This window comes from Okeania sp. SIO2F4 (assembly GCF_010672385.1).
GTDB lineage: Bacteria > Cyanobacteriota > Cyanobacteriia > Cyanobacteriales > Microcoleaceae > Trichodesmium.
Genome location: NZ_JAAHGT010000190.1, coordinates 1 through 12398, shown reverse-complemented (window position 1 = coordinate 12398; position 12398 = coordinate 1). Strand labels below are relative to the sequence as shown.

Here is a 12398-nt window from a genome sequence, read left to right as displayed (position 1 = left end):
TAGGAAACTATTTGATGCAAGGAAAAATTTCTACAGACAATTATGGCTGGGGTGATAGCTGTCAGAAAAAAGCAAATTCCTAATCCACAATTTTTATGCTCCAACAAGAGTAATAAAAATGGGTGGATGGTTGCTGAATAGTAGCAATAGGGAACAACCCGATGAAACTTCGTCAAAAGACACTAATAGTTATTAGTACGGCGATCGCTAGTCTTATAGTGGTCTTGTGTACCACAGCATCAATGATGTTGCTTTATGACTTCCAAGATTTGGAGGCAGATTATGTTCGTCTAGATGTTGCGAGAGGATTACATGAACTAGATGAGCAGTTGTCCAATTTATCTGCCATAGTCAAACAGGATACAATATTGTTATTATCAAAAAAATTTGCTAATAAGAATAAACTAGAACCTGATGTTAACTTAGCTATAGAGAAATTGATTAATTTCAATTTAATTAAAAACTTTTTTATTAATCAAAAACTTAACTTAATATTACGATTGAATTCTCAAGGAGAAATTTTATTTAGTCAAGGATTTGATCGAGATAAACAAACAGAAATACTAATACCTGAAAGCTTAAAAAAACATCTACTTCTAGTTCAAAATCTAGAGGAGGAAAATAATTTTCCCAAAACAGGTATTATTATTTTACCAGAAGCACCTCTTCTAATTGCTGCTACTTCTATTACCAATGAAAAAGAAGGTTTGAGCAAAGATACTTTAATTGTTGGACGTTACTTAGATAATACAACAATAGCCACGTTAGCTGAATCTACAAAATTATCACTAACTTTGAGTCGGTGGGAAAATAATTCCCTTTCCCTACAAACTAATCAGCAACTGAAAACTTCAGAAATAGTCGTACAACCCGTTAGGTCTAATAAAATAGCTGGCTACACAATTATCAAAGATATCTATAATCAACCTGCTCTAATTTTACAAGTAGAAATAGATCGAATAATTCACCACCACGGTCGATCGCTCTGGGGTTACTTTATTCTTTCATGGGTAATAGTAGGTTTGGTTTTTTGTGTGGTGACAATTGCAGTTATAGAAAAATTGGTCGTCTCCCGTATTTCGCAATTCAGCAAAGTAGTAAATAAAATAGCTTCCAGTGCAGACCTTTCAACCCGTGTATCAATGGCAGGGAATGATGAGTTGTCTAGTTTGGCAGAGACTATGAACAAAATGCTTGAAGCATTAGAAAATTCTCAATCTGACTGTCAAGAGAGTGAAGAGCGCTATCGACTAATGGCAGAAAACTCCACTGATATGATTTCTCGTCATTCTTGGGATGGTGTTTTTCTTCATGTGTCACCTGCTTGTCGTAGTCTCATGGGATATTCTCCATCGGAACTTGTGGGTACTCATCCAGAGCAATTTTTTGCACCTGAAGATACTAGACGACTTGTCAAAGCTTATTATACTATTCTCAAAAACCCAGTAAACTATACTCTTTCCTACCGCATTCTTCATCAAGATGGTAGATATATTTGGTTTGAAACTACCGCTCGGACAATTCGCCATCCTGAAACTGGGAAAGTACAAGAAATTATTGCAGTTTCTCGTGACATTTCTGACCGTAAACAAAGAGAAGAAGAATTGCAAGAAAGTGAAGCAGCTATTCGGAGACTATATCAAATAACTTCCACTCCTTATCAACATAAAAATCCAGATAATTGTCTGAGTTCTTGTTTTAATCATCGCCTCCAACAATTATTAGAAATGGGGTGTGAAAAGTTTGGTTTAGAAATAGGAGTATTGTCTCGAATTGAGGATAATCAATATACTATTGTCGCAGCTAAAAGTCCCGATAATTCTATTTCTCCAGGACAAAAATTCGACTTAGAAAAAACTTTTATTTTTGCAGCCATAGGAGAAGAAACAATATGTTTTGAATCTATCAAGTATTCGGGTTTTTATAGCACCATAGATATGGCTTTTCCCATCGAAGCATATATGGGAGCGCCAATTATGCTAGGAGGTTCAGTTTACGGTACTCTTAATTTCTGGAGTCCTCAAGCTCTCAGCGAACCTTTTAAAGCTGTAGATCAAGAATTATTAAAACTAATGGCGCAGTGGATAAGTGGAGAATTAGAGCGTCAAAAAACGGCGCGGGATCTAGAAAAAGCTAGAGATGAAGCACTAGCTGCTACTAGAGCTAAAAGTGAATTTCTAGCAACTATGAGCCATGAAATTAGAACTCCAATGAATGCAGTTATTGGTATGACTGGTTTACTATTAGATACTCCTCTAAAATCAGACCAAAAAGATTTTGTTGAGACTATTCGTAGTAGTGGTGATGCTTTACTATCACTGATTAACGATATACTTGATTTCTCCAAAATAGAATCAGAAAAATTAGACTTAGAAGAACATCCTTTTGATTTACAAACTTGTCTGGAAGAATCGATTGATTTATTAGCAGCAAAAGCTTCTGAGCAAGGATTAGAGCTTGCCTATTTTATTGACCCAGAAACTCCAACTATGGTTATCGGAGATATTACTAGGGTACGTCAAATTTTAGTGAATCTCTTGAGTAATGCTGTGAAATTTACTTCTCATGGTGAGGTATTAGTTTCTGTTAGTGGCAGAAGGCTAGAAACAGAACAAAATTTACAAAATTTAGCAGCAGAAAATATTTCCGAATCTAATATTTGTGATATTTGGCCTGTGTATGAAATACAATTTTCAGTTAAAGATACAGGTATTGGCATTCCTGCGAGTCGTATGAATCGTTTATTTAAGTCTTTTAGTCAAGTTGATTCTTCTACCAGTCGAGAATATGGGGGTACAGGTTTAGGATTAGTTATTAGTAAAAAATTAGCTGAAATGATGGGTGGTCAGATGTGGGTTGAGAGTATGGGTGTAATTGGCGGAACTCCCCCAGCAGGTTATAGATTATCTACTTTAGATCAAAAGTCTGCTAATATAAATGAAAAATTTGGTTCAACTTTCTATTTTACGATAGTCAATAAATCTAGTATTCAGACTGTTAAAGATAAATTAATTGAAACTAATTATTTAGATGGTAGTCAGCATAATTTAGTAGATAAAAGAATACTAATTGTTGATGATAATAGTACGAATAGAAAAATTTTGTTAAAACAAACTGAATCTTGGGGGATGATAGTCAGCACTGCTGAAAATGCTAATCATGCTTTAGAATTAATGGCAACAGAAAATCAGTTTGATGTGGCAATTGTAGATATGCAAATGCCAGAAATTGACGGTTTAACTTTAGCCACAAAAATTCATCAAAATCAAATTTATCAGGATTTACCTCTGGTACTTCTCTCTTCTTTAGGTAAGCAAGAAATTAATCTTTCTAATCAATTATTTGCAGCAGTTATTAATAAACCTGTCAAACAGTCTCAGCTTTATGAAATCTTACTAAATATTTTTTCTGGTCAAGGTATTCAAGTTAGAGTCACAAATAATAGTAAATGGAATACTGAAGCAATTCCTTTATTGGCAGAACAATTACCCCTAAGAATATTATTAGCTGATGACCATTTAGTTAATCAAAAAGTAGCTTTACAAATTTTACAAAGGATGGGATATCGTGCTGATGTTGCTAGTAATGGTTTAGAAGTTTTAGAGGCTGTATTTGGTTTGCCTTATGATGTAGTTTTGATGGATGTACAAATGCCTTTGATGGATGGTCTCGAAGCATCTCGTCGCATTCGGCAAGAATACGAAAATCCCACAGAATATCCTGAAAAAGCTTCTCAAGAAAGACCTCGAATTATTGCTATGACTGCTAATGCAATGCAGGGCGACCGCGAGGAATGTATAGCTGCGGGAATGGATGATTATATTAGTAAACCTATACAAATGGAGCAGCTTATTGAAGCTTTGAGTAAATGTAAACCTCTGGTCTTTGAGGGGAAAGAAAAACTGAATTTTCCACAATCAAATACTTTGACACAAACTGAGGAAAATAATAATAATACTTCTACTGAAAAGACTATCCTTGAGAGTAAAGTAATAGAAAGTTTGAGAGAAGTAGAAGCTCTAGATGAAGTAATAGAAATTTATTTGGAGACTTCTCCGGAACTTCTAGAAAATATTAATATTGCTATTAATCAAGCTAATCCATTAATACTTAAGAATGCTGCTCATTCTTTGAAGTCTATTAGTGGTACTTTAGGGGCGATGATTTTGTATAAGGTTTGTCAGGAGTTAGAAGTATTAGCTCGTTTAGCTGATGAGTCGGAAAATTCTACTCCACCAGAAGCAATAGAGATTTTTGCTGAGGTGAAAATTGAGTATGAAAAAGTTATTAATGCTTTGAAATTAGAGCGACAGAAATAGTAGTAGTTGTATGGCACATCTAAAATTTGGCAATATTAGGGGTGAGTTCCGCGTTAAGTTAATAGTGTTACAAATTATTCAGATAAACCAGTCCCTACAATATTAATCACGAAATGCCTGGACAATTTTTCATCACAAAAATTAACTTGGTAGGGGTGGGTTCATCCGTTTAATTATGATACCCAACAATAAATAAAATAAACCCACCCCCCATCACCATTAATTCACAATATATTGATTCATGGTGATGGGGCAGGTTTAGTTAATTCAATTATTACTATCAAAATCAATTACAGAACCTGCCCCTACAATATTAATAACGAAATACCCAGACAATTTTTCATCACAAAAATTAACCTGTAGGGGTGGGTTCATCCGTTGAATTACGGTACACAAAAATAAATAAAATAAACCCACCCCCCCATCACTATTAATTGTAGAATTTTTGTTGATGGGATTTATTCATAAGTTGGGGGCAAGTTTAGTTAATTCAATTATTAACATCAAAATCAATGATGGAGTCTGCCCCTACAATATTAATGACAAAATGCACCGACAATTTTTCATCAAAAAAATTAACCCGGTAGGAGTAGGTTCATCCGTTTAATTATGATACCCAACAATAAATAAAATAAGCACACCCCTTGATCGCCATTAATTTCACAATATTTATTCATAGGTTTGGAGCAAGTTTAGTTAATTTAATTATCACCATCAAAATTAATTACAGAAACTGCCCCTACAATATTAATAAATTAATCCGCTAGGGGTGGATTCATCCATTAATTACGATAACCAACAATAAATGTCATAAACCCACCCCCCATCACAATTAATTCCACAATATTTATTCATGGGTTGGGGGCAAGTTTAGTTAATTCAATTATTAACATCAAAATCAATGATGGAGTCTGCCCCTACAATATTAATGACAAAATGCACCGACAATTTTTCATCAAAAAAATCAACCAGTAGGGGTTGGTTTATCCGTTCAATTACATACCTAACAATAAATAATAATAAACCTATCCCCCATCACCATTAATTTCACAATATTTATTCACCGAACTCTTCTCGGCTTATTGCCTTTAAACCCACTCCAACCAATAGTTAAATAACAACTTGCCAGTAATAAGCTTGTTAAACCTATTTTGATACTAGAATGAAAAGTTGATAGTTGTGATTTTTGTATTTCTCGCTGCTGTTTCCTTTCTATTTGTTTTGTTAGAGTTTCGCGAACTTCTTCTACTTTTACTTTAAAAGCATTAGGATTACTTTTAAACTTTTCTAAATTAGCTATTTGTTCTTCGCTCAATTGTCTTTTTCTGGTAAATGACTCTAATTTTTGTTTATCCCGGAGCATATCGCCTATTACATTTTGTTGCTCATCTAAACGTTCTGCTAATGTTTCTTTTTCTTCTTTGGCAGTTTGATTTGCTATTTCCACTGCTTCATTACTTACTGCTACAGCATTACTAATATGTAGGGGAATAATTAGCAAAAATATGATACCGAAAAAGAAAGATAATAAATAAACCCAAAATTTTAAGCTATCCCACTTAAGTTTAGGTTGTGGTGGAGCTAAACCAATAATTTCTTCAAAGCCATAAGCACAAAACATTAAGGCTATTCCTAAAATTGGTACAATACCTTCTTCTACTATTGTGGTTGTGAAATTGAGACTCCAGTCTGGATCTCCTATCTTGATAGTAAATAGAAGCAAAACATAGTTGATAATGGTAAATAGTACCAAGATAATTCCAGCTAGTTTCATAAATCTAACTGCTTGGACTGGTACTTGACTGATATTAGTTCCTTTCATAGTTGAGATTTATAATATTTACGTCAATCTAGTTGGAGCAAAAATTGCCCACAGTTGATCAAAAAAATTGGGTCGCGCAACCCCACCTTTGAAGGCGAAATGTTTTTGAAGCGGGGCTTAAATCCCCCTGACAAAAACAACTTCTGACTTTTGACTTCTGACTTCTTACTTCGTTAAGCCCTGTCTATATCTATCTAGATATCATTTCTACCATATAATCTTATCTTCATATTATCTTTAAAAAAATTTGCGTATTTACTCTAGTTGACTATCCTATTTTTTCTAGTTACGATAGAAATGTAATAAAACAAGAGTATGAATTGGCTAAAACTGAAAAGTAATTAATGCTTCTTCTATTGTTGAAATAACTTAGAGTTTATAGTTGTTAAAGTAACTTAGTTATTTAAGAAACTGAGAGTATAAAAAAAATACTTATTAGCTGCGAAATATCTAAGTTATGATAATCAATAATTTTTGTTCACTATTTACAGGAAAATATATCCATGAAAAAATTACTTACAGCGATCGCTTCTACAGCTTTTTTAACTTTATCTGCTGCGGTACCTAGTATGGCAGAAGTTGTTGATGTTCCTATAGATGACCTTGGAATGGTGTTACTATCAAATGAAAGTTCTTATGGTGATGCAAGTTTAGGTTTAGATACAGAGTTAAACGAATATACATCTGTAACCCTTGGAGGTTGTACCGCCGATCTAATGTGTGTGCAAAATCAAATAGGTGCCTGGGGATTAGTCGAGTGTAGTGGTGCTGCTACTGCTGGAGGCAATATGAGTTTACAAGCTGGAGCGCAATGTGTTATTGATAAAGGAGGTTTCGAGGCATACAACAGTTGTACAACTGGCACTTGCCCATTAAAATAAAAGGCAACTAAATAACTCCGTTCAAACAAAAGAATTTAACTTCCCTTCGGGGCAGTCCCGCGCTCTCCGGTGGGGGAGCGACGCAATTGGAAAGCCAGGGCAAAGATTCGGATACCTTCATAAGCTGTTCATATGCCCAAGACACAAGCTAGGTACATTTTGTTATTATCAATGTCAATACAGGGGGAAGACATCACCTCTGTCATGCGCAGCGGTTAGGGTTTCCCAGACTGAAGAATCCCTCGTTTTCCCGTAAGGGAAACGTCGGGAGTATGTCAAGACTTAGAAGTCAGAATGTTTGATATATTCTGGCTCCTGGTTTTTTTTGATTTTATTGCTCAGTAGGGGCGGGTTTAACCCAAATATAAATTAGCTATAGTATTCATCAAAACCCGCTCCATTATCAATAAATTACGCAACTGAAAAACTACCTGTAATATTATGTGCCTCCTCTAGGGGAGCTACCCTAACGGATAATAAGTTATAAGAAAAGTTTTTGTTTGTAGTAGGGCTTTAGCCCTATCTTTAGTTCGGGCTAAAGCCCTACTACGAGCCTAATTATAATTATTCAACCGGACATGATATAATACTATGTTGGGATAATCAATTATAAAAAAGTATTAGTTTGTAGTTCTGCCCTAGCCCGCTAAATGTGTATCTAGAGACCACAGTAGGGACGTTACATGCAACTTCCCTACACGCTTTTGGTTATGGCAATGTGGTTCATCAAGAAAGAAAACCCTGTTAAGTTAACGCGGAACCCGCCCCTATCCCTATTCCAGACTTTAATACTCACTAACGAAAAGAGAAACTTCTAATGCTTTACCGAAAAATTGGGTTTAAAGCCTCGCCCATAAGCGGGCGACTTTTTAGTTGATTTTTTTCAAAGGTAATCTTATCATATTGTTAGTAATAAAGTCATTTTATGAAAGCGAGATTCAAGTACCGTATATATCCAACATCAGGGCAAAAAAACCGAGAGCGCAAAACTATTTGGTTGTGTCCGTGTTGTCTGGAATGATAGTCTAGCTTGCTGCCTTTGAAAAGTACAAATCTGGAGAGAAGAAGCCTGTTAACTCACAGCTACAAAAACAGTTTATTACGCAGGGGCATCTATGCGAATCGCCCCTACAAAAAACTGAAGATAGAGAGTGGTTATCAGAAGTTTCTACTATTCCATTGCAGCAATCTTTAAACGATTTAAACCGTAGGGGCGAATGGCCATTCGCCCCTACAAAACTTTTTTAAATCAACTCAAGGCAACAGAAAAGGTAAACCTGTAAGACCTCCAGATTGCTTCGTTCCTCGCAACGCTCCGCGATTTAAGAGTAGAAAGTCAAAGCAAACAGCTAGGTTTACATGCATGTGGATTTAAGGTTGGTCAGCATAAAGTCCCTAGCAACGCCAAGATTGGAAAGCTGAAAATTGTGTGGTCAAGGGAGCTACCTAATGTTCCATCATCAGTAACAGTAATCAAAGATGGTAGGGGCGATTCGCATAGATGCCCCTACCAGATATTTCTTAAGTTTTGTGGTAGAAATTTTGCCTGAAACCTTACCTAAAACTAATAATTCAGTAGGTATAGATTTAGGAATTAAAACTTTTGCTACGGTAGGGACGTTGCATAAGGGCGTCCGTACATGGTCAAAAAATTGATGCACCAAAACCACTAAAGAAACGAATTAAGAAGTACCGAAAACTAAGTAAGTCATTATCCAAGAAAACTAGAGGTACAAATCGATCTCAAAAAGCTAGATTGAGAATAGCTAAATTTCATGCCAAACTCAAAGATACGCTTAACAGATTTTCTACATAAATTATCTACTGAAATAATTCGTGAAAACCAAACAATTATTTTAGAGGATTTGTTTGCGAAGCATTCCGAAGAAAACGTTTCTGGAATGGTTAGAAACCGTAAATTATCTAGAGCCATATCTGATGCACGGTTGGAGACAGTTCCGAACACTGTTAGAAGGAATTGCTGAAAAATACGGTCGTGATTTTAGATTGATTAGCCGTTGGGAACCCACATCCCAAACTTGCTCTAGTTGTAGATTTAAAGGTGGAAAATTAGATTTATCAATTCGTGAGTGGGAATGCCTTAATTGCGGAAGTAAGCATGATAGAGACGAAAATGCAGCAAGAAATATATTAGTCGCGGGTGGGCAATCCGAGACATTAAACGGACAGGTCCTCAAGCATGAGACTACTGCCAAAGTAGCAGCAGCCTGTGAGATGTCAACCCGCATCGGAGCTACGACTCGGTAGGAATCCCCGTGCCTTTAGGCCGGGGAGGATGTCAATTTGCAGACTTACGCTTAGTAGCAGCAACCAAACCACCAATAGCCATTAGACCTAATAATGTAGAAGGCTCAGGTGTAGCAGCAGGAGGTTCAGGTAAAACTTCACCTGTTATACCATCTATATAAACTTCATAGTTACCACTAAAAGAACCTGCTGCATCACTGTCAGCTAATCCACTAGCAGTAGCAGAGTCACTCCAACCGTAACCAATAACTCCATTAACCTCGTATGCAAAAATTTCACTCATTTGCACACCTTCTAAGAAGCTTGCTAACATTGGGTTTACGTTTCTGAATCTATCTGCTAAGTTGAAGTGACCTGCTAAACCAACCACAATGTCGTCACCAACTTCGTTTATGTAAGAGATGTTAGGATCGCTAATCAGATCGAATCCCCCATTGCTTATAAAGATACCATAAGCAGTGTTTCTGAAAGAAGTACTGCTTGCCAAAGCAGTTTGTGCCCAGGCATCATCAAACCATTCTGAACCAACAGTTTGTTGCCAAGTAACATCGTTGTAAATGTTCTCAGTCACATTGGTAAATGTAGCAGGTCCTCCCTGAATATTGTCAGCTTCTACTCCAGCAAGTGGATTACCACCTGTATCGCTACTACCTAACTCTACGTTGCCACCAGGATTAGAACTATCTCCTTGTAAAATTGAATTTAACTGAGTCAAGTCGTTAGTTACTTCAAAACCAGTACCTACTTGTTCGCGCAATATCAAATCTGTACCTATCGGACTAAAAGTAGCAGCCATTGCAGGAGCGCCGAAAACTGCACTCATACCAGCAACAACAGAAGCACTTGCTAAAAATTTCTTTACTAATCCTGCCATGATTTTTGTTTCCTTAATTTTGATTTGTGTCTTGTAAAAATTAGCTAGGCTAAAAAACTTATAAACGACTGATGAAATAGAAATTTATCTATTAAATTCATCAAACCATAAGTAACAAGATATTATGTGTGTTTCAAATCACCGATACTTATGATTTTTATTTAGTCTTTTGTCTAAGAATGCACCTATAGTTAGGATTTATATTATTTCCCAGTCATTTAAGCTTTTTTATTTTCGCTTAAACTTATTATAAGCAGGTTTAAAATCAAATGTCTATAGTTTTATATGAACTTTTAGTGAAGTTTTGCTACCTCTAAAAACGTTGTTATCGCGTATGTAATTACACGTAATAATTATTAATCAAAGAAATTAATCCTCAGTATAATCAATTAATACTTTCTACTAATAACCAAATTTTTCCATCTCAATTAACTACAAATTAAAAGTGAGTATTTCCCTAAAACATTCTCTGGAAACACCCACTATGACTACTGTTAAACTTACAGCAGTTTTCAAAAAGGTAGACTACAAAACTTCTGCCTCACAGGAGTGCGCATTCCCTCTCTTGGTCAGCATTCCCTCACAGGAGTGCGCGTTCCGCAAGCGAGCTGTCGGCGGCGCGGGGTCTGACCGCTTGCGTCTTGCCTCTTCCAGAGGAGCTGCCTCTTGCTACGGTAGCTCTCGCTAACGCTAACGCCGACGCGGGGTCGCACCGCTTCTGCCCTCAGCATAAGTGCCTTTAAGCAAAAATTTCTGTATTCTACATTAATGAAAAGCGCTATAATTAACCCAGCTTTTCAGACAAAACATTATTTGTTTGTAGTTGGGCTTTAGCCCCTTATAATAGAATCCGGCTTAACAGTCCTCATTGCGATGATAGGAAGTAATCTCAGGAGTTGCGCGAGATTGCTTCCTTCCACTTCGTTCCAGTCGCTGCGGACTTACAATTACTAATCATCTGGATTTGATACTAAATATGTATCTTTGGGCTTTAGTCCAACTACGAGCCTGATTATCAGTAGTCGAGTAGTAGACTGTTTCATCTTAAATGTTGCAATAGATGTAAGTTGGTTTGAGGGACGTAGCAAGATCCCTTCAACAATTAATAATTAATTATTAATTATTAATTATTACCTCTTCTTATAACGGATAGGATTGGCGCTCAAGGAATTTTTTTTCTTTCTTCTCCATGAATAAAGAGGCTTTATACCTTAATTTTTCGGTAAGGGTAACCCAACAACAATCTTTCTCCCCTACTCCCCAGACTCCCCACACTTCCAATACCATTACTATCATCACCATTAAATATTTAAGGGGCTAGAGCAATACTACGAGCCTAGTAAAAATACCGAAATTTTCTCCACAGCCCTTGACAAAACCTCCGGCTTATGCACTAAAGCAAACCTCACATATCCCTCTCCTGCCTTTCCAAAACCAGCCCCAGGAGCAACCGCTACCCCCGTACTTTCCACTAGACCCACACAGAACCCCACAGAATCATTTGCCCATAATTCCGGCAACTTTGCCCAAACATACATAGTAGCCGATGGTATTGGCACAGGCCAACCAATTTTTTCCAATGCCCCAACAAAAATGTCCCGCCGTTGACGAAAAATGTCCACAGTTTCTCTCACTACCTCTTGTGGACCAGTTAAAGCAGCGATCGCTCCATTGAAAATGCCCCGATACTGATTAAAGTCAATACAAGCCTTAACCTGTCGCAAAGCCTGAATCAACTGAGCATTACCAATAGCATAACCTACACGGAAACCTCCCATACTATAGGACTTAGACATGGTAAAAAATTCTATAGAGACTGTTTTTTCTGGGTCAGCTTGAAAAATCGAAGGAGCCAGAGCCTGTTTTCCTGGAGCTTCATAAAATGAATCAAAAACAAAATCCACATAAGGAGCATCGTGAACTAAGACCAAATTATACTTTTGGCAAAAAGCCACAGCCTCTTCCAGAAAAGATAAAGGAGCGATCGCCGTGGTCGGATTATGGGGATAACTCAAAACCATCATTTTTGCCTGAGCCAAAACAGATTGAGGAATATCTGCCAAAACAGGCAAAAACTTATTCTCTGCCAATAAAGGCATAGGGTAAACCTGACCCCCCGCCAAATACACCCCACCACTATGAGAAGGATAACCAGGGTCTTGCAATAAAGCAAAATCCCCAGGATTCAGTACAGCCAAAGGTAAATGAGCCGTACCCTCCTGGGAACCAATCAA

The 12398-nt window shown here is 36.8% G+C and carries 9 protein-coding genes; 6 read left to right on the top strand and 3 right to left on the bottom strand.

Annotated features, from left to right (window positions below; all coding sequences use genetic code 11):
* The first annotated feature begins 161 nt into the window (after window positions 1-161).
* Both F6K22_RS14320 and F6K22_RS14315 read left to right on the top strand, forming a co-directional pair.
* Window positions 162-4319 (top strand): response regulator, encoded by a 4158-nt coding sequence (locus F6K22_RS14320; protein WP_293098707.1) that lies wholly within the window; start codon window positions 162-164, stop codon window positions 4317-4319.
* Window positions 4320-4770: 451 nt separating this feature from the next.
* The gene (locus F6K22_RS14315) at window positions 4771-4926 is read left to right on the top strand and encodes a hypothetical protein (RefSeq protein ID WP_293098704.1); all 156 of its coding nucleotides are present in this window, start codon (window positions 4771-4773) and stop codon (window positions 4924-4926) included.
* A gap of 453 nt (window positions 4927-5379) precedes the next feature.
* Here F6K22_RS14315 and F6K22_RS14310 read toward each other — a convergent pair whose 3' ends face one another.
* Window positions 5380-6141 (bottom strand): HpsJ family protein, encoded by a 762-nt coding sequence (locus F6K22_RS14310; protein WP_293098701.1) that lies wholly within the window; start codon window positions 6139-6141, stop codon window positions 5380-5382.
* A gap of 503 nt (window positions 6142-6644) precedes the next feature.
* On the opposite strand from F6K22_RS14310, the gene F6K22_RS14305 reads away from it, so the two are divergent.
* From F6K22_RS14305 to F6K22_RS14290, 4 genes are all read left to right on the top strand, one after another.
* On the top strand, window positions 6645-7022 hold the full coding sequence (locus F6K22_RS14305) for a hypothetical protein (RefSeq protein ID WP_293098699.1): 378 nt from the start codon (window positions 6645-6647) through the stop codon (window positions 7020-7022).
* Window positions 7023-7975: 953 nt separating this feature from the next.
* Window positions 7976-8065, top strand: coding sequence for a helix-turn-helix domain-containing protein (locus tag F6K22_RS14300; RefSeq protein WP_293098710.1), 90 nt, complete (start codon window positions 7976-7978; stop codon window positions 8063-8065).
* Between the two features lie 436 nt (window positions 8066-8501).
* A complete protein-coding gene (locus tag F6K22_RS14295) occupies window positions 8502-8678 on the top strand; it encodes a hypothetical protein (RefSeq protein WP_293098697.1) in 177 nt (58 codons plus the stop codon).
* Between the two features lie 213 nt (window positions 8679-8891).
* On the top strand, window positions 8892-9290 hold the full coding sequence (locus F6K22_RS14290) for a zinc ribbon domain-containing protein (RefSeq protein WP_293098694.1): 399 nt from the start codon (window positions 8892-8894) through the stop codon (window positions 9288-9290).
* A 31-nt stretch (window positions 9291-9321) separates the two neighbouring features.
* Here the strand turns inward: F6K22_RS14290 and F6K22_RS14285 are convergent, their stop codons facing one another.
* Window positions 9322-10164, bottom strand: coding sequence for an NF038130 family PEP-CTERM protein (locus F6K22_RS14285; protein ID WP_293098692.1), 843 nt, complete (start codon window positions 10162-10164; stop codon window positions 9322-9324).
* A 1328-nt stretch (window positions 10165-11492) separates the two neighbouring features.
* The coding region (locus F6K22_RS14280) for an LL-diaminopimelate aminotransferase (RefSeq protein WP_293098690.1) at window positions 11493-12398 on the bottom strand (906 nt) is incomplete at its 5' end.